The sequence below is a fragment of the Angustibacter speluncae genome, assembly GCF_054777815.1.
On sequence record NZ_BAAHAF010000155.1, the window covers coordinates 18899 to 36665 of the forward strand.

Consider the following 17767-nt stretch of genomic DNA (forward strand, 5'->3'; position numbering starts at 1 on the left):
CACGTGTCGGAACGCCACTTCGGTGTCACTTCCGGCACTGAACTAGCGAAACGGACGGACGCTCATGGAAGGTGGACGTGCTCCGGGCCGAGGCTCGCGACGTCACGGGTACCGAGCAGGGCCATCGTGCGGCGCACCTCGCCGGACAGGATGTCGGCGGCGCGCTGGACGCCCTGCTCGCCGCCGGCCATCAGCCCGTAGAGGTACGCCCGCCCGACCAGCACCAGCCGCGCACCCAGCGCCACGGCCGCGACCACGTCGGCGCCGTTGGTGACGCCGGTGTCGAGCCAGACCTCGGTGCGGTCGCCGACGGCGTCGACGACCTCGGGCAGCAGCCGCAGCGGAACGGGGGCGCGGTCGAGCTGGCGTCCGCCGTGGTTGCTGAGGACGATCGCGTCGGCGCCGGCGTCGGCCACCGCGCGCGCGTCGTGCACCGTCTGGATGCCCTTGATCACCAGCGGGCCCGACCAGATGGAGCGCAGCCACGCCAGGTCGTCCATCGTCATCGACGGGTCGAACAGCCGGTCGATGAAGTCGGCGACCGTGCCGCCGGTCTGCGTGAGCGAGGCGAAGACCAACGGCTCGGTGGTGAGCAGGTTCAGCCACCACGACGGGTGCATCGCGCCGTCGAGGAAGGTGCGCGCCGTCAGCGCGGGCGGGATCGACAGGCCGTTGCGCGAGTCGCGCCGGCGGTGGCCCGCCACCGGCACGTCGACGGTGAGCACCAGCGCCTCGTACCCGGCGGCCTCGGCGCGGCGCACCAGCTCCTCGCCCGCGGACCGGTCGTTCCAGACGTAGAGCTGGAACCACAGCCGGGCGTCCGGCGCGACCGCGGCGACGTCCTCGATCGAGGTGGTGCCGAGGGTCGAGAGCGCGTACGGGATGCCCGTGCGCTCGGCGACGCGCGCGACCGCCGGCTCGCCCTCGTGCTGCATCATCCGCGTGAAACCGGTGGGGGCGAACGCGAACGGCTGCGCCGAGCGCTTCCCCAGCACCGTCGTGGACGTGTCGAGGTCCGACACGTCCTGCAGGATGCGCGGACGGAACTCGATCTGCGAGAACAGGTCCCGTGCGCGGCGCAGGGCGATCTCGTCGTCGGCCGCGCCGTCGGTGTAGTCGAACACCGAGCGGGGGGTGCGGCGGCGCGCGATGGTGCGCAGGTCGTCGATGCTGTGGGCCCGGTTCACGCGCCGCGTCGCCGGGTCGCGCTCGAACGGGGCGGGACGCAGCAGCGGCGCCAGCTCGGACCAGCGCGGCGCGCGGCGGGTCACCACGGGCTCAGCCGGCCCGCCCGTAGCGCTCGGCCGCGCGGGCGCGCGCCTTGGCCGCCTCGACCTCGCGGTCCTTCGGCGCGGCGTGCGCCACCAGGTCGTCGAGCAGGTGCTGGGTGACGTGGGCGATCTCGGCGACGGCGCGCTCGAACGCCTCGGCGTTGTCGCGCGAGGGCTTGGTCGTCCCGGCGATCTTGCGGACGTACTGCAGCGCTGCCGCCTGCACCTCGTCGGACGTCGCGGGCGGCTCGAAGTTGTGCAGGGTCCGGATGTTGCGGCACATGCTCCGAACCTAACCCGGCGTCCCGTCCCGTCGGAACACCAGCAGGAAGTCGGCCCCGACGCCCCAGGTGGTGCCGTCCCAGCACACCACGACGTCCTGGACGAGGGTGAGGTGCCGCCGCACGACCGCGGCCAGGTCGAACGCCAGCGGCGTCAGCACACCGTCCTGCACCGTGTTCGCGACGTTCAGCGCCAGGTGGCCGCCGGGGCGCAGCAGCGAGGCGACCTGCCCGAACACCTCGCCGAGCTGCTCGAGGTAGGTGGGGTAGTCGCCGTCCGGCACCTCGTAGGCCTTCAGCGGGTTCTCGGGGTGGGCGTTGGCGGTCATGTACGGCGGGGAGGTGAGGCACAGGTCGAACGGGCCCTCGACCAGCTCGGCGAGCCGGCGGGCGTCGCCCTCGACCACCTGGGCGGCGGGACCGTCGGGCAGCTCGGCCACCCGCGACCGCACCTGCGCGACCCGCTCGGGCAGCAGCTCGACGCCCACCGACGCCCGCCCGAGGCGGCGCGCCACCACCAGGGAGGTGCCGTACCCGGCGAACGGGTCGAGCACCCGCTGCCCGGGGACGGTGAGGTCCTCCAGGACGGTGGTGGCCAGCGACTCGGTGAAGTGCACCAGCTCCTGGTCGTCGGGCGGACGCTGCGCGACGAGCTCGGACACCCTCTGGAGCAGGTACTGCTGCACGCGCCCATCGTGGCAGGGCTGGTGCCCGGCCCGGTCAGCGCGGGGTGAGGGCCTCGGCGACGGCGCCGGGCGCCCCCTCCGGTGCCCCGCCGTCCTCACAGCTCCACACCTGGGAGACGACCGCCGCGACGAAGCCCCACGCCCGGAGCCGGTCGAGCGGCTCGCCCAGCACCTCGGCCGCGACCTCCAGCCGGCGCGGCAGCAGCCGCACCAGCAGCGCGGGGTCGGACGCGATCGGGTTGTACAGCAGGGGCCCGACCTCGAAGCCGGGGTCGCCGACCCAGCCGTGCGGGTCGATCGCCGCCCACCCCGCCTCGCGGGAGCCGTGCCGCAGCACGTTGTCGTGGTGGAGGTCGCCGTGCAGCAGCACGACCCGCGAGCGGCTCGCGCTCAGCTCGTCCAGCAGCGCGGCCGCCAGGGCCACCTGCCCGGGCGGCAGCGGGTCGGCTTCGCCGTGGGTGCGCAGGTGGGCGTCGAGCGAGGCGCGCTCGGACGCGATGTCGCGCAGGTCGAGCCCGGCGGGGTCGGCCTCGTGCAGGCGCCGCGCCACCTGCAGCAGGGCCCGGGTGGCCGCCTCGTCGTCGTGGGGGACCAGCTCGGCCGCGAGGGTCCCCGGGTCGGCCCGCTCGAGCAGCAGGGCGCCGCGGTCGGCGTCGAGGTCGAGCAGCCGGACGGCCCCGCGCCCGTCCCAGCGACCGAGCACGGCGGCCTCGCGGGCGAGGTGCGCCTCGCCCGGCACGCCGAGCTTGAGCACGGCGGCCGAGCCGTCGCGGCGCCGGCACGGCGCCACCCAGTGGAACGACAGGACGTAGGGGGCACCGATCTCGAGGCCCCACCGGCGGGCGAGGTCGTCGACGAGGTGGGGGAGGTCGTCGAGCCACGCCCGGCCGCGCTCACCCCACACCTGGACGGCGTTGCGCCGCAACGCCTCCGGCACCTGGAGGGACGCCGTCACCCGCCGAGCTCGTCGAGCACGGCCTGCATCGTGGTGATCTCGTCGAGCTGGGTGACGACCACGTCGGCCGCGAGCTCGCCGACCCGGATGTTGGTGCCCGTGGCCTCGCGCTCCTCCGCCATGGCGAGCGCACCCTCGTGGTGGGCGATCATCAGCCGCAGCCAGGTGCGGTCGAACTCGGTGCCCTGGGCGGCCTCGAGCGCGGCCAGGTCGGCCTCGCTCGCCATGCCGGGCATCGCCGTCGTGTCGACGTCGCCGTGGCCGTGCTCGCCGCCCCCGCCCCCGGCGCGACCGGTGGGTCGGCCGTCGGGGGCCAGGCCTTTGTCGGCCAGCCAGCGCTCGTACACGTCGATCTCGAGCTGCTGCACGTCGGCGATGCGCGAGGCCATGCCCACCACACGCGGGTCCTGCGCGCGGCCAGGGGCCAGCTGCGCCATCTCGAGCGCCTGGGCGTGGTGCGGGATCATCTGCACCAGGAAGGCGACGTCGGACTCGGCGTAGGGGTCCTCGCTCGGGGGCAGCGTGGTGCCCGGCTCGAGCACGGTCGCCTCCTCACCCGGGCGCCCGGGCTGCAGGACGTTCTCGCCGACGACCCGCTCGGGCTCGTCCGCGCCGCAGCCGGCGAGGAGCGCCACCGCGAGCGCTGCGGACGCACCGGCCAGGGCGCGGGCGGTCCTGCGGTGGGGGTGCACGCGGCTCATCCTCGCACCAGCCTCCTGGCTCCGGGTCGGTCCGCCCTCGACGGCGGACCCGTGAGCGATCACGATCATTCTCACGGCGAACCTTGTCAAAACCGACAACCGGGGCCAGGGTGGACGCACCCCCCGGGCAGGGGTCCCCGGTCCTGCCCACGTCACCTCGGAGGAAACCCCATGCACGAACGTGCGGCAGGCCGTCGTCGCCTGCTGACCGCGATCGCCTGTGCGGGCGCGCTCGCCCTCGCTGCCACCCCGGCGGTCGCCGGTACGGGCATCCCCGGCCCGGACGAGATCCGCTCGAGCCAGAACATGTCCCTGGTGTCGAACACGCCGAAGTCGGCGCCGCTCGACGCCACCAACTCCGACCTCGCCTTCCAGGGCTCCTACGCCTTCCAGGGCAACTACAACGGCTTCCGCGTCTGGGACATCAGCAAGAACCGGCCCAAGATCGTCGCCGAGGTGCTCTGCCCGGGCTCGCAGAACGACGTGTCCGTGAGCGGCAACCTGCTGTTCCTCGCCACCGACTCGCGGCGCACCGACGACTCCTGCTCCAGCACGTCGAGCTCCGACCCGGCGAACTACTGGGAGGGCGTGAAGATCTTCGACATCTCCAACCCGTCCCGCCCCCAGTACGTCAAGGCCGTCGAGACCGACTGCGGCTCGCACACCCTGACGATCAACCCGCAGGGCAAGAACAAGGTCTGGGTGTACGTGTCGTCGTACGACATCAGCGCCACGGCCGTCGACTGCCAGGCGCCGCACGACAAGATCTCGATCATCCAGGTCGACCGGCGCACCCCGCAGCAGGCCGCGGTCGTCGCCGAGCCGGTGCTGTTCAAGGACGGCGGCAACCCGGGCGACCCGGCCGACACCCCGCCGCTCGAGCGCACCCGCGCCACCAGCGGCTGCCACGACATCACCGTCTTCCCGAGCAAGAAGCTCGCGGCCGGTGCGTGCATGGGCGACGGCGTGCTGTGGGACCTGTCGAACCCGGCCGTGTTCCGCGAGATCGACCGCGTGCAGGACGACGCGAACTTCGCGTTCTGGCACTCGGCGACGTTCAACAACGACGGCACCAAGGTCGTGTTCACCGACGAGCTCGGCGGCGGCGGCGCGGCCACCTGCCTGGCGAGCATCCCGAACACCCGCGGCGCCGACGGGATCTACGACATCGAGGGCACCGGACTCGACCGCCAGCTGGTGTTCAAGAGCTACTACAAGATCCCGCGCGTCAACGCCGAGACCGAGAACTGCGTGGCCCACAACGGCTCGCTGATCCCGGTGCCGGGCCGCGACATCATGGTGCAGTCCTGGTACATGGGCGGCATCTCGGTGTGGGACTTCACCGACTCCTCGAACCCGGTCGAGCTGGCGTTCTGGGAGCGGGGCCCGGTGCCCGCGGGTGACACCACGGGCGGCGGCACCTGGTCGGCGTACTGGTACAACGGCCTGATCTACAGCTCCGACCTGGGCAAGGGCTTCGACGTCCTCAAACTCACCGGGCAGCCGTTCAACAAGGCCAAGAACGTCCAGTTCGCCGAGCTGAACGTGCAGACCCAGCCGGTCTACGCCGAGCCGTAGGCCGCAGGCACCACCGGCGCGGAAACGCCTGCGCCGCACCGTCCGAGGGCCCCGTCGCGCACCGCGCGGCGGGGCCTTCGGCATCCGCGGACCACCCCTCGGACGCGTCCGGACCCCTCCCCCTCCGGTCGCCGGATGTCAAGTCTCGCGGCTTTCGTCGACTTCTGGCAGGGTCGGATCACCCGACGGAGGGTTCTCGCTCCCCTGCGCCAGTCCCCGCCGGCCGTACGCCCCTGGCCCGAGGAGGTCCCATGAGGAGCCCACGCACCGTACGCCGGCGGAGGTGGTCGGCCGCGGTCGCCGCCCTCGCGCTGGTCACGCCGCTCGCCGCGTGCTCGAGCGGCGACGACGGCGGCATCGTCATCAACCTCTACGGCGGCGCCAGCGCCGTCGACTTCGACAAGATCATCCAGGCCTGCAACGACGAGGCGGAGGGTCGCTACCGCATCGTCGGCAACCTGCTGCCGAGCGACGCCGACGGCCAGCGCGAGCAGTTCGTGCGCCGCCTCGCGGCCCAGGACTCCGGCATGGACCTGCTGGGCATGGACGTCACGTGGACGGCCGAGTTCGCCGAGGCGGGGTGGATCAACGAGCTCACCGAGGAGCAGGCCGCCGAGGCCACGGCCGACACCCTCGAGCCGACCATCGAGACCGCCCGGTGGAAGGACAAGCTCTACGGCATCCCGAAGCACACCAACGTGCAGCTGCTCTGGTACCGCAAGTCGCTGGTGTCCGAGCCGCCGCAGACGTGGGACGAGCTCATGCAGATGTCGCAGGAGCTCAAGGACGCCGGCGAGCCGTACGAGATCGGCTTCACCGCAGCCCAGTACGAGGGCTACGTCGTCAACGTCAACAACATGGTGAACGCCTACGGCGGCACCCTCGTCAACGAGGACAGCACCGAGGCGACGATCGACGACAAGGTGGTGCAGGCGTTGACGCTGCTGCAGCAGCTGTCCGACTCCGGCCTCACCAGCGCGTCGCTGTCGAACGCGCAGGAGCCGGAGGTGTTCGCGGGCCTGCAGAACGGCACGTCGGCGTTCGCGCTGAACTGGCCCTACGTGCTCAGCGCGATGCGCGGCGCGAACGAGGAGGTCGCGAACGACCTCGGGTTCGCGCCGTTCCCCACCGTCGACGGCGGTGACCCCACCGTCACCCTCGGCGGCATGAACTACGCGATCAGCGCCTACAGCGAGCACCCGGACGAGACGTTCGAGGCGGCCATGTGCCTGCGCTCGCCCGAGCACCAGCTCGAGACCGCGCTGGCAGCCGGTGACCCGCCGGTCAACACGACCGTGTTCGAGGAGGCCGAGTTCCAGGAGGCCTACCCGATGTACGAGGCGATGCTCCTCGAGCTCGAGAACGCGACGCCGCGCCCGGTCACGCCGGTCTACCAGAACATCTCGACGATCGTGTCGACGACGTTGTCACCGCCGCAGGACATCGACCCGGAGGCGTCGGCCGAGCAGCTGCGCAGCGCCATCCAGGACGCGATCGACGGAAAGGGGATCCTGCCGTGACCAGTCCCGCCACACCGGCGGCCGCGGCGGTCGAGGAGGCGGTGCAGGGTGACGACCGCACCGCCGAGATCGCCCGCAAGCGGCACAGCGAGGGCAAGAAGGCCGAGCGTCGGCTGGGCATGCTGCTGTGCGCCCCGGCCGTCGTGCTCATGCTGGCCGTCACCGCGTACCCGATCGTCTACGCCTTCTGGCTGTCGCTGAACCGCGCCGACCTCCGCCAGCCCGACGCCAACGAGTTCATCTGGTTCGAGAACTACGTGACCGTGCTGTCGAGCCCCATCTGGTGGAAGGCGTTCGGCGTCACCATGTTCCTGACGGTCGTGGGAGCCGCGCTCGAGCTCGTGCTCGGCATGCTCCTCGCGATCGTCATGCACCGCACGATCGTGGGGCGCGGGCTGGTGCGCACCTCGGCCCTGGTCCCGTACGCCATCGTCACCGTCGTGGCGGCGTTCTCGTGGCGCTTCGCCTGGACCCAGGACCTCGGCTGGCTCGCCGGCAGCAACGCCCCGCTCACCGAGTTCTGGCCCTCGATCTGGATCATCATCCTGGCCGAGGTCTGGAAGACGGTGCCGTTCATGGCGCTGCTGCTCATGGCGGGCCTGGCCCTGGTGCCCGAGGACCTGCTCAAGGCGGCGTCGATGGACGGCGCGTCGGCGTGGAAGCGGTTCTGGGCGGTCACCGTGCCGCTGATCAAGCCGTCGATCCTGGTGGCGCTGCTCTTCCGCACCCTCGACGCGTTCCGCATCTTCGACAACATCTTCGTGCTGACCAGCGGCGCCAACGAGACCAGCTCGGTGTCGGTGGTGGCCTACAACAACCTGATCCGCGGTCTGAACCTCGGCATCGGGTCGACGATGTCGGTCCTGATCTTCATCACGATCGCGATCATCGCGTTCCTGTTCATCAAGCTCTTCGGCGCCGCGGCGCCGGGGGCCGACGCGGAGGGGAGGCGCTAGGCCGTGCAGAACGAGACCACGCGTCGCAAGGCGATCTGGTGGGGCGTCAACGCCGTCGTCCTGCTCTACGCGTTCGTACCGGTGATCTGGATCGTGTCGCTGTCGCTCAAGGACGACGCGACGCTCAACGACGGCAAGTTCCTGCCGGTGTCGCCGTCGACCGAGAACTACGTGTCGATCTTCGGCAACACCGACTTCATCCGGGCGCTGATCAACTCGATCGGCATCTGCCTGATCGCCACCGGCATCGCGATCGTGCTGGGCACCATGGCGGCGTACGCCATCGCCCGGCTCGACTTCCCCGGCAAGCGCACCATCGTGGCGCTGTCGCTGCTGATCTCGATGTTCCCCCAGATCGCCCTGGTGACGCCGCTGTTCAAGATCGAGACCGCGCTGGGGCTCTTCGACACCTGGCTCGGCCTGATCATCCCCTACATCACCTTCGCGCTGCCGCTGGCGATCTACACGCTGTCGGCGTTCTTCCGCGAGATCCCGTGGGAGCTCGAGAAGGCGGCGAAGATGGACGGCGCCACGCCGTTCCAGGCCTTCCGGCAGGTGATCACGCCGCTGGCGATGCCGGGCGTGTTCACCACCGCCATCCTGGTGTTCATCTCCTGCTGGAACGACTTCCTGTTCGCGATCTCGCTGACGTCGACGTCGGCGTCGCGCACCGTCCCGGCGGCGATGAGCTACTTCACCGGCGCCACCACCTTCGAGAAGCCCACCGGTCCGGTCGCTGCGGCGGCCGTCGTCATCACGATCCCGATCGTGATCTTCGTCCTGCTGTTCCAGCGCCGGATCGTCGCCGGCCTCACCTCGGGTGCCGTCAAGGGCTGACGCCCGCGACCGCCCTCAGCACTCACAGACAAGAGGAGCCCGACGTGGCCGAGATCGTCCTGGACAACGTGGTCAAGCGCTACCCCGACGGCGCGCTGGCCGTCGACAACCTCAACCTGACCATCGCCGACGGCGAGTTCATCATCCTGGTCGGCCCCTCGGGCTGCGGGAAGTCCACCACCCTGAACATGGTGGCCGGGCTCGAGGACATCACCGCCGGCGAGCTGCGCATCGACGGGCAGGTGGTCAACGACAAGGCGCCCAAGGACCGCGACATCGCCATGGTGTTCCAGTCCTACGCGCTGTACCCGCACATGACCGTCGGCGAGAACATGGGCTTCCCGCTCAAGCTCGCCGGCGTCGACAAGGGCACCATCGCCTCCAAGGTCAAGGAGGCGGCCGAGATGCTCGAGCTCACCGCCCACCTCGACCGCAAGCCCTCGAACCTGTCCGGCGGCCAGCGCCAGCGGGTCGCGATGGGACGCGCGATCGTGCGCCAGCCCAAGGCGTTCCTGATGGACGAGCCGCTGTCGAACCTCGACGCGAAGCTGCGGGTGCAGATGCGCACCCAGGTGGCCCGTATCCAGAAGACGCTCGGCACCACCACGCTCTACGTCACGCACGACCAGACCGAGGCGATGACCCTCGGCGACCGGGTCGTCGTGATGCGCGGCGGTGTGGTGCAGCAGGTCGGCTCGCCGGCGCACCTGTACGACCACCCGACGAACCTGTTCGTCGCCGGGTTCATCGGCAGCCCCTCGATGAACTTCCTGCCGGGCACCCTCACCGGCGGCGGCGTGCGCACCGCGATCGGCGAGGTGCAGCTGCCCGACCGCGTGCGGCAGGCGGTCGAGGCGTCGAAGAGCTCCGGCGACGTCGTCCTCGGCATCCGGCCCGAGCACTTCGAGGACGCCTCGCTGGTGGGCGACAAGCCCGGCGCGACCTTCGAGGCCACGATCGACATCGTCGAGGCGATGGGCTCGGACGTGTACGCCTACTTCACGGTCAAGGGCGACGGGCCGCACAGCGCCGACCTCGACGACCTCGCCAAGGACACCGGCAACGACATGCACACCGACGGCACGTCGATCACCGCCCGGCTCGACGCCGCGTCGAGGGTGCGTCGAGGCGACACCACCCAGCTGTGGTTCGACCCCAGCAAGGTGCAGGTGTTCGACGTCCAGTCGGGCGAGAACCTGGTGCCGCAGGAGTCCTCGGAGCAGACCGCCAAGGCGGTCTGACCGCGACGACGCGCGGGGCCGGTGCCGTCAGCGGCGCCGGCCCCGCAGCGTCGCCACCACCTCGTCGTCCCAGACGTGGCGGCGGAACACCGAGTAGCGGTCGTGCGCCACCCGCAGGTAGGAGTCGGCGGGCGTCTCGCCGCGCTCGGCCAGGTTGCCCTCCTCGATCAGGCCGGTCACGGGCGCGAACTCCTCCTCGAACCAGCGCCGGGCCGCGGTCTGCCGGTCGAGCAGCACGCCCTCGTCGAACATCAGCCGCGCCGCCCACGCCTCGACCATCTCGGCCAGCCGGTGGTTGTCCTCGGGGTCGGTGAGCCGCACCTGCCCGCGCTGCGGCTTGGGCAGCGGCACCCGCTGCAGCAGGATGCGCCGCAGCTCCTTGGCCGACAGGTCCGACTGCGAGCGGATGTCGTCGGCGCCGACCACCGTGACGACGCGGCGCACGTCCGCCTCGATCTCGCGCAGCCCGAGGCTGCGGTGCACCGACACCCGGTGGTGCCCGTCGCGGACGAAGTACATGTCGCCCACCTGGTACACGTCGATCGGCGGCAGCGGCTCCCCGCGGCGCGCGGCCTCGGCGATGCGCTCCCACCGCTGGCGGCTGCGGCCCGAGCGCGGACGGAACTGCGGGTCGAACTCGCGGACCTTGTCGACCGACCCGACGATCCGGTCGACCGGGATCACCCGGGTGCCGAGCGCCTCCTCGGTGACCCGGCCGAGCGCGTCGACCACCTCCTGGAACGACAGCGGCACCCGGTCGCCGTCGGCCCGCCCCCGGACCCGGGCGGCGAGCCCGGCGGCCACCTGGTGCCGACGGGCGCGCAGGAAGTCGGCCTCGGCGTCGGCGCGGGGGAAACCGGTGTCACGAGGCACGGGCCACCTCGCGCGGTTCGACCTCGAACACCTTGTACGGCACCACGTTCCGGATCGTGGTGCGGCCGAGCCGGCGGTCGGGACGTGGCTGGCCGTACGGGTGGATGTGGCCGTGCAGGTGCCACGTCGGCCGCAGCCGCTCGATCACGCCGTGCAGCGCCTCGACGCCCACGTGCGGCCGGTCCTCCTCGTCGCCCAGCCCGAGCGGGGGAGCGTGGGTGAGCAGCAGGTCGAGGCCGCCGCCCTCGCGACGCTGCAGCCGCTCGACCCGCCGGACCAGCCGCGCCGCACGACGTCCGTGCTCGGCCTGGGTGTACTGGTTCGGGCCCGGGCGGTAGCGGACGCAGCCGCCGAGGCCGGCCACCCGCAGGCCCGCGACCTCGACCACCTCGCCGTCGACGCCGGTGCACCCGTGCGGCCGCGGCGCGTCGACCGGCAGCCCGGCGCGCAGGAACATGCCGCTGCGGTGCCAGCGCCCGGACGCGACCTCGGGGTCGTGGTTGCCGGGGACGAAGACCACGGGCACGTCCAGGTGGTCGGCCAGCTCCTCGAGGAAGTGCCACGGCAGGTCGCCCGCCGACACGACGAGGTCGGGCGCGAGCGCGCGGGCGCGGGCACCGGAGAGGCGCTCGTCGACCTCGTCGGCGACGGCCAGGACGCGGACCACGCCCCGAGTCTGCTCGCCGCCGCGCGGCGTGTCACCCCGGGTCGGCCGCGGTGGCTCGGGTGGGGCGGGTCAGGCGCGGTGCTCGGCGAGCCGCAGGTCGACCTGCTCCACCGACAGCAGCGACTCGACGACCATCATCGCCGCGCCGATGACGCCGGCCAGCGGGCCGGCGGTCGACGGGACGATGCGCAGGTCGCCGGTGGCCAGCGGCAGCGAGCGGGCGTAGACGATCTCGCGGACGCCGGCCAGCAGGGACTCCCCGCCCTCGACCATCAGCCCGCCCACCACGATCGTCGAGGGGTTCAGCAGGCTCACCGCCGAGGCGAGCACCTCGCCGAGGTCCCGGCCGGCCTGGCGCAGCGCCCGGGTCGCCGGGAGGTTGCCGGCGCGGACGAGGTCGACGACGGCGCGCCCGTCGGCCGCGGGGGTGCCCTCTGCGGTGAGCCTCGCCGCGACGGCGGGACCGGACGCGATCGCCTCGAGGCAGCCGGTGTTGCCGCAGCGGCACAGCGCCTCGCCGCCGTGCGGCGCCTGCACGTGCCCGAGGTCGCCGGCGGCACCCTGCGCACCGCGCTGCAGCCGCCCGCCGCTGACGATGCCGGCACCGATACCGGTGGCGACCTTGACGAAGACCATGTCGTCGAGCCGCGCGCCGGTGCCGGCGCGCTCGCCGAGCACCTTCTCGCCCAGCGCCATCACGTTCACGTCGTTGTCGACCAGGACGGGGCAGTCGAGGCCGCTGCCCACCGTGCCGGGCACGTCGAAGCCGTCCCAGCCGGGCATGATCGGCGGGTTCGTGGGGCGTCCGGTGGAGTGCTCGACCGGGCCGGGGAGCCCGATGCCCACGCCGAGCAGCTCGTGCGGCGCGCGCCCGGTCTCGCGCAGCAGCGCCTTGCTGCGCCGCACGAGCCAGCGCAGCACCGGCACCGGGCCGTCGGCCACGACGATCTCCTCGGCGTGCTCGGCCAGCACCGTGCCGTCGAGGTCGGTGACGGCGAGGCGGGCGTGGGTGGCGCCGACGTCGGCGCCGATCGCGACCATCGCGCCGGGGTTGAAGCGGAACCGGGTCGGCGGGCGCCCGCCGGTGGAGACGGACTCGGCGACGGGGACGATGAGCCCGAGCTCGAGCAGGTGGTCGAGGCGGACCCCGACGGTCGAACGGGCCAGGCCCGTGGCCTCGATGATCTGCGCCCGGGTCCACGTGCTGCCGTCGCGCAGCAGATGGAGGAGTGCACCCGATCCGGCGGCACCGGCCCCCGAGGCGGACGACATGCGCGCAGTCAAGCACAGGGGACTTCCTGTCGTCACGTCACGACTTCGATCTCGTCGTTACCGAACTTTTGCTTGACCACCGGCGAAAGTGTCCCTAGGTTCCTCGACATGGCGACGACGCCCCTCCAGGAAGCACCCCGCGGTGACGCGGCGGACCGATCCGTCCGCGGCCCGCGGGTGGGCATCGTGGGTACCGGGTTCATGGCGCGGGTGCACGCCCGCGCCGCCCTGGTGTCCGGCGCCGACCTCGTCGGCGTCGTCGGGTCGAGCCCGGCGTCCGGTGCCGGCGCCGCCGCGGCGCTCGGTGCCCGCCGCGGCTACGCCGACCTCGACCAGCTGCTCGCCGAGGCCGACGTCGACGTCGTCCACGTCTGCACCCCCAACGACACCCACGCGCCGTTCGCGCTGCAGGTGCTGGCGTCCGGCCGCGCCGTCGTGTGCGAGAAGCCGCTCGCCACGACCCTGGCCGACGCGCAGGCGATGCACGAGGCCGCGTCCGGTTGCACCGCGACCGTGCCCTTCGTCTACCGCTTCCACCCGATGGTCCGCGAGGCGCGGGCCCGGGTGGCGGCCGGGGAGGCGGGACGCGTGAGCTCCCTGCACGGCAGCTACCTGCAGGACTGGCTCGCCTCGGGCAGCGACGAGAACTGGCGCGTCGACCCGGCGCGCGGCGGGCTGTCGCGTGCGTTCGGCGACATCGGCTCGCACTGGTGCGACCTGATGGAGTTCGTCACCGGCGACCGCATCGCGCAGCTGTCGGCGCGCACCTCGACCGTGCTCCCGCGGCGCGGCGGTCGCGAGGTCAGCACCGAGGACGTCGTCACCGTGCAGTTCGAGACCGCCGCGGGCGTGCTCGGCACCCTGGTCGTCAGCCAGGTCGCCGCCGGGCGCAAGAACCGGCTGCACCTCGAGGTCAACGGCACCGACACCTCGTTCGCGTTCGACCAGGAGCAGCCGGAGCTGCTGTGGGCCGGCCGGCGCGCGGGCTCGCAGCTGCTGGTGCGCGACCCCGACGCCGCGAGCCCCGACGCCGCCCGGCTCAGCCGGCTGCCCTCGGGCCACGCCCAGGGCTACCAGGACTGCTTCGACGCGTTCGTCGCCGACACCTACGCCGCGCTCGCGGGTGCCGAGCCGGAGGGGCTGCCCCGCTTCGCCGACGGCGCGCGGTCGGCGGCGGTCGTCGACGCGGTGCTGCGCTCGGCCACGTCCGCCGGCGCCTGGACGGAGGTGGTCCGCGGTGGCTGAGCTCACCAAGGAGCCCGCGGCGGGCGCGTCCGGCGACGCCGGGCCGCCCGCCACGCCCGGCGAGGTCGTCGTGCGCATGAGCGGCGTGCGGAAGTCGTTCCTGGGCAACGAGGTGCTGAAGGGCGTCGACCTCGAGCTGCGCCGCGGCGAGGTGCACGCGCTGGTCGGCGAGAACGGCGCCGGCAAGTCGACGCTGATGAAGATCCTCGCCGGCGTGCACCGCGCCGACGCGGGGTCGGTCGAGGTCGAGGGGCGCGAGGTGCACTTCGACCACCCGCTCCAGGCGCAGGCGGCCGGCATCTCCACCGTGTTCCAGGAGTTCAACCTGCTGCCCGAGCGCAGCGTCGCCGAGAACGTCTTCCTCGGGCGCGAGCCGCGCCGTCGCGGGCTCGTCGACGGCGCCCGGATGGTGCGCGAGACCACCGCGATCATGGACGACCTCGGCGTGGGCGGCTTCTCGCCCCGCACCCGGGTCGGCTCGCTGTCGGTCGCGCAGCAGCAGGTGGTCGAGATCGTCAAGGCGCTCTCGCAGCAGGCGCGGATCATCTCGATGGACGAGCCGACCGCGGCGCTGTCGGACGCCGAGGTCGAGATGCTCTACGGCGTCGTGCGCACCCTGAGCGCCCGCGGCGTCGCGATCCTCTACGTGTCGCACCGGCTGCGCGAGATCTTCGACCTGTGCGACCGCGTCACCGTCCTCAAGGACGGCGCGCTGGTCACCACCAGCGACATCGGCGACCTGACCACCGACTCGCTGGTGCGGGCGATGGTGGGACGCTCGATCTCGGCCTTCTTCCCGGACAAGCCCGAGGGCACGACCGTCGGCGACGTCCGGCTCGAGATCCGCGGTGGGGGGAACCTGCAGCTCGACGGCGTCGACCTGCAGGTGCGGGCGGGCGAGATCGTCGGTCTGGCGGGCCTGCAGGGCAGCGGTCGCACCGAGATCGCGCACGCGCTGTTCGGCATCGAGCCGTTCACGCGCGGCCAGGTGCTGGTCGACGGGAAGCCGGTGCGGCTGCGGTCGGCGCGGGCGGCCGTCCGCGCGAAGCTGGCGCTCGTCACCGAGGACCGCAAGGCGCAGGGACTCGCGCTGCGGCAGTCGATCCTGGCGAACGCGCGCGTCGTCCTCGACGCCGTGCTGCCCGGTTCGTCGGCCAAGGCGGCCCGGCGGGTGCCGAACGTGCTCAGCTCGCTGGAGCTCACCTCGCGCGGGCTCGGCCAGCAGGTGCGGTACCTGTCCGGCGGCAACCAGCAGAAGGTCGTGCTGGCGAAGTGGCTGGTCACCGACCCCGCCGTGATGCTGCTCGACGAGCCCACCCGCGGCATCGACGTGGGCGCGAAGCGGGCCGTCTACGAGCTGATGCGCGAGCTCGCCCACCAGGGCGTCGCGCAGCTGGTCATCTCCAGCGAGCTGCCCGAGCTGATCGGCATGGCCGACCGGATCGTGGTGCTGCACGAGGGCCGCGTCGCCGGCGAGCTGCCGGCCGGCGCCGGCGAGGAGGACATCATGCACCTGGCCACCGGGAGCCACCCGTGAGCGCCGCGGCCCCTCCGGCCCGCACCCGCAGGGTCGGCGGGTTCCGGCTCACCACCACCGCGATCGTCTGGCTGTCTCTGCTGGGCATCATCGTCGTCTCCGCCGTCCTGGTGGCGGTCAACGGTGGCAACCTGCTGAGCTCGGCGAACGTCGTCGACACCCTGACCCGTTCCAGCCTGCTGGGTTTCATCGCGATCGGGCAGACGCTGGTGATCGTCTGCCGCTCGCTCGACCTGTCGGTCGGGTACGTCGCGGCGCTGTCGAGCCTGGTCGCCGCCACCACGATGGACGGCGACCCCGCGATGGTGGTGCCGGGGGTGCTGGCAGCCCTCGCGGTGTCCGCGGGTGTCGGCCTGTTCAACGGACTGGTCATCACCGGGCTCAAGGTGAACGCCTTCATCGCCACGCTGGGCACCGGTCTGCTGCTGAAGGCCTACCTCGACACCACCTACAAGGGCCCGGCCGGCTCGGTGCCCGAGTCGTTCCAGCTGTTCGGCTACATGCGCCTGTCGATCGTCCCGCTGTCGACGGCGGTCATGCTGGTCGCCGCCGTGCTGGTGTACGTCGTCCTGCAGCGCAGCAAGGCCGGCTACCACATGTTCGCGGTGGGCGGGAACGACGAGGTGGCGCGGCTGTCCGGCGTCCGCACCGGTCGCTCGGTCGTCCTCGCGCACGTGCTGTGCTCGGTGATGGCCGGCGTCGCGGGGCTGCTCATCGCCTCGCGGTTCGGCACCGGCAGCGCCCAGGTCTACACGCAGGGCTACGACCTCGACTCGATCGCGGCGGTGGTGCTCGGCGGCACGCTGCTGATGGGCGGCCGCGGCGCGATCGCCGGCACCGTCGGCGGCGTCCTGATCCTCGCGGTGCTCGACACCGTCTTCAACGTGCTCGGCGTCGACCCGTTCTTCAAGGACGTGCTGCGCGGCGTCGTCATCGTCGCCGCCGTCGCGATCTACGCCCGGCGCCAGATCGACCCGCTGTCGTCGCGGGCGAGGTTCCGGCCAGGACGCGGCACCGCCCCACCGGCGCCGCCGCCCGATCCAGGACCCGGACCCAAGCAGCTCGAGGAGGTGCGACCGTGAACGGCAAGGACCTCGCACGCTCCCTCGTGTCGGGCGGCACCGCCACCGTCGCGCTGCTGCTGGTCGTCGTCTTCGGCATCGTGTTCGCGATCAACCCCTCCTTCGCGGAGCCGGGCTCGCTGTTCGCGTTCGTGAAGAAGGCCGCGCCCCTCGTGGTGCTGGCCGCGGGCCAGTACCTCGTCATCGTCAGCGGCGAGTTCGACCTGTCCGTGGGCTCGCTGGTCGGCGCGCAGGTCGTGATCGCCGCCAAGCTCATCGACGGCGAGGAGTCGATGACCGTCCCGGTGCTGCTGCTGATGCTCGGCTTCGGCCTGCTGGTCGGGCTGGTGAACGGCCTGGTCACCACGCTGCTCAAGGTGCCGTCCTTCATCACGACGCTCGGGATGATGCTGGTGCTGTACGGCGCCATCCGGCTCTGGACGGGCGGCGCACCCACCGGTGCGCTCACCGAGACGTTCCGGCAGGCCGGCCGCGGCGGCTTCGAGGTCGCCGGCACCCAGGTGCCGTGGGCGCTGTTCGTCATGGTCGCCGTCGGCACCGCGGTCGTGGTGCTCATGCGCTCGCCGTTCGGCCGCACCCTGCTCGCGGTCGGCGACAACCCGGTCTCCGCGGCGTTCAGCGGCATCCGGGTGGCGCTGGTGCGCACCGCCGCCTTCGTGATGTCGGGCTTCCTCGCCACCGTGGCCGCCGTCCTCATCGCCGGGTACGCGGGCGTCACCGCGCAGGTCGGCACCGGGCTGGAGTTCACCGCGATCACCGCGGTGGTGCTCGGCGGCGTCGCCCTCGGCGGCGGCGCGGGCTACGTCACCGCCGCGATGGGCGGCGGGCTGCTGCTCGAGGCGCTCTTCACGCTGTTCAACCAGCTGGGCCTGCCGTCCACGGCGCGGCCCGCGGTGCAGGGCGCGATCATCATCGCCGCCGTCGCGCTGTCGGCCACCCAGCTCACCGGCCTGCGCCGCCGGCGCGGCGCGGGCACCCCGGTCGCACCGGCCGCACCCGCGGAGGCACCCGGGTAGCCGTCGGGCCCGACCGCCCGCGGTCGACGGCCCGCCCCCAGCCCGCACG

At 72.6% G+C, this 17767-nt stretch carries 17 protein-coding genes; 9 read left to right on the forward strand and 8 right to left on the reverse strand.

What is annotated here, in order from left to right:
* Window positions 1-62: 62 nt before the first annotated feature.
* The 5 genes from ACYVKY_RS17385 to ACYVKY_RS17405 are packed head-to-tail and all read right to left on the reverse strand — an operon-like array spanning window position 63 to window position 3885.
* Entirely contained in the window at window positions 63-1274 is a 1212-nt protein-coding gene (locus tag ACYVKY_RS17385) for an alpha-hydroxy acid oxidase (protein ID WP_460436242.1), read from the reverse strand.
* Between the two features lie 4 nt (window positions 1275-1278).
* Window positions 1279-1554 (reverse strand): DUF2277 domain-containing protein, encoded by a 276-nt coding sequence (locus ACYVKY_RS17390; RefSeq protein WP_460436243.1) that lies wholly within the window; start codon window positions 1552-1554, stop codon window positions 1279-1281.
* A 9-nt stretch (window positions 1555-1563) separates the two neighbouring features.
* Window positions 1564-2238, reverse strand: a complete 675-nt coding sequence (locus ACYVKY_RS17395; RefSeq protein WP_460436244.1) for a TRM11 family SAM-dependent methyltransferase — start codon at window positions 2236-2238, stop codon at window positions 1564-1566.
* 34 nt (window positions 2239-2272) lie between these two features.
* Entirely contained in the window at window positions 2273-3193 is a 921-nt protein-coding gene (locus ACYVKY_RS17400) for an aminoglycoside phosphotransferase family protein (protein ID WP_460436245.1), read from the reverse strand.
* Window positions 3190-3885, reverse strand: a complete 696-nt coding sequence (locus ACYVKY_RS17405; RefSeq protein ID WP_460436246.1) for a DUF305 domain-containing protein — start codon at window positions 3883-3885, stop codon at window positions 3190-3192. Before ACYVKY_RS17405 ends, ACYVKY_RS17400 begins: the two co-directional genes overlap by 4 nt.
* Before the next feature lie 180 nt (window positions 3886-4065).
* Between ACYVKY_RS17405 and ACYVKY_RS17410 the strand changes: the two genes are divergently transcribed.
* From ACYVKY_RS17410 to ACYVKY_RS17430, 5 genes are all read left to right on the forward strand, one after another.
* On the forward strand, window positions 4066-5472 hold the full coding sequence (locus ACYVKY_RS17410) for an LVIVD repeat-containing protein (protein ID WP_460436247.1): 1407 nt from the start codon (window positions 4066-4068) through the stop codon (window positions 5470-5472).
* 251 nt (window positions 5473-5723) lie between these two features.
* The gene (locus ACYVKY_RS17415; protein WP_460436248.1) at window positions 5724-6992 is read left to right on the forward strand and encodes an ABC transporter substrate-binding protein; all 1269 of its coding nucleotides are present in this window, start codon (window positions 5724-5726) and stop codon (window positions 6990-6992) included.
* Window positions 6989-7948, forward strand: coding sequence for a carbohydrate ABC transporter permease (locus tag ACYVKY_RS17420; protein WP_460436249.1), 960 nt, complete (start codon window positions 6989-6991; stop codon window positions 7946-7948). Before ACYVKY_RS17415 ends, ACYVKY_RS17420 begins: the two co-directional genes overlap by 4 nt.
* A 3-nt stretch (window positions 7949-7951) precedes the next feature.
* Window positions 7952-8785 carry a carbohydrate ABC transporter permease gene (locus ACYVKY_RS17425; protein ID WP_460436250.1) on the forward strand — a complete coding sequence of 278 codons (834 nt, stop codon included), beginning with the start codon at window positions 7952-7954 and terminating at the stop codon, window positions 8783-8785.
* 44 nt (window positions 8786-8829) lie between these two features.
* Entirely contained in the window at window positions 8830-10026 is a 1197-nt protein-coding gene (locus ACYVKY_RS17430; RefSeq protein WP_460436251.1) for an ABC transporter ATP-binding protein, read from the forward strand.
* 27 nt (window positions 10027-10053) lie between these two features.
* Here ACYVKY_RS17430 and ACYVKY_RS17435 read toward each other — a convergent pair whose 3' ends face one another.
* From ACYVKY_RS17435 to ACYVKY_RS17445, 3 genes are all read right to left on the reverse strand, one after another.
* Window positions 10054-10899, reverse strand: coding sequence for a chromosome partitioning protein ParB (locus ACYVKY_RS17435; protein ID WP_460436252.1), 846 nt, complete (start codon window positions 10897-10899; stop codon window positions 10054-10056).
* Window positions 10889-11566 carry a metallophosphoesterase family protein gene (locus tag ACYVKY_RS17440; protein WP_460436253.1) on the reverse strand — a complete coding sequence of 226 codons (678 nt, stop codon included), beginning with the start codon at window positions 11564-11566 and terminating at the stop codon, window positions 10889-10891. Before ACYVKY_RS17440 ends, ACYVKY_RS17435 begins: the two co-directional genes overlap by 11 nt.
* A 69-nt stretch (window positions 11567-11635) precedes the next feature.
* Window positions 11636-12838, reverse strand: a complete 1203-nt coding sequence (locus ACYVKY_RS17445; protein WP_460436254.1) for an ROK family transcriptional regulator — start codon at window positions 12836-12838, stop codon at window positions 11636-11638.
* Window positions 12839-12946: 108 nt separating this feature from the next.
* Here ACYVKY_RS17445 and ACYVKY_RS17450 point away from each other — a divergent pair, with 108 nt between their 5' ends.
* The 4 genes from ACYVKY_RS17450 to ACYVKY_RS17465 all read left to right on the forward strand — a co-directional run bounded on the left by ACYVKY_RS17450 (window position 12947) and on the right by ACYVKY_RS17465 (window position 17718).
* Window positions 12947-14083, forward strand: a complete 1137-nt coding sequence (locus tag ACYVKY_RS17450; RefSeq protein ID WP_460436255.1) for a Gfo/Idh/MocA family protein — start codon at window positions 12947-12949, stop codon at window positions 14081-14083.
* 76 nt (window positions 14084-14159) lie between these two features.
* On the forward strand, window positions 14160-15620 hold the full coding sequence (locus tag ACYVKY_RS17455; RefSeq protein ID WP_460436300.1) for a sugar ABC transporter ATP-binding protein: 1461 nt from the start codon (window positions 14160-14162) through the stop codon (window positions 15618-15620).
* On the forward strand, window positions 15617-16702 hold the full coding sequence (locus ACYVKY_RS17460) for an ABC transporter permease (protein WP_460436256.1): 1086 nt from the start codon (window positions 15617-15619) through the stop codon (window positions 16700-16702). Before ACYVKY_RS17455 ends, ACYVKY_RS17460 begins: the two co-directional genes overlap by 4 nt.
* Window positions 16699-17718, forward strand: a complete 1020-nt coding sequence (locus tag ACYVKY_RS17465; RefSeq protein WP_460436257.1) for an ABC transporter permease — start codon at window positions 16699-16701, stop codon at window positions 17716-17718. The genes ACYVKY_RS17460 and ACYVKY_RS17465 overlap by 4 nt, the downstream gene beginning before the upstream one ends.
* The last annotated feature ends 49 nt before the right edge of the window (window positions 17719-17767 follow it).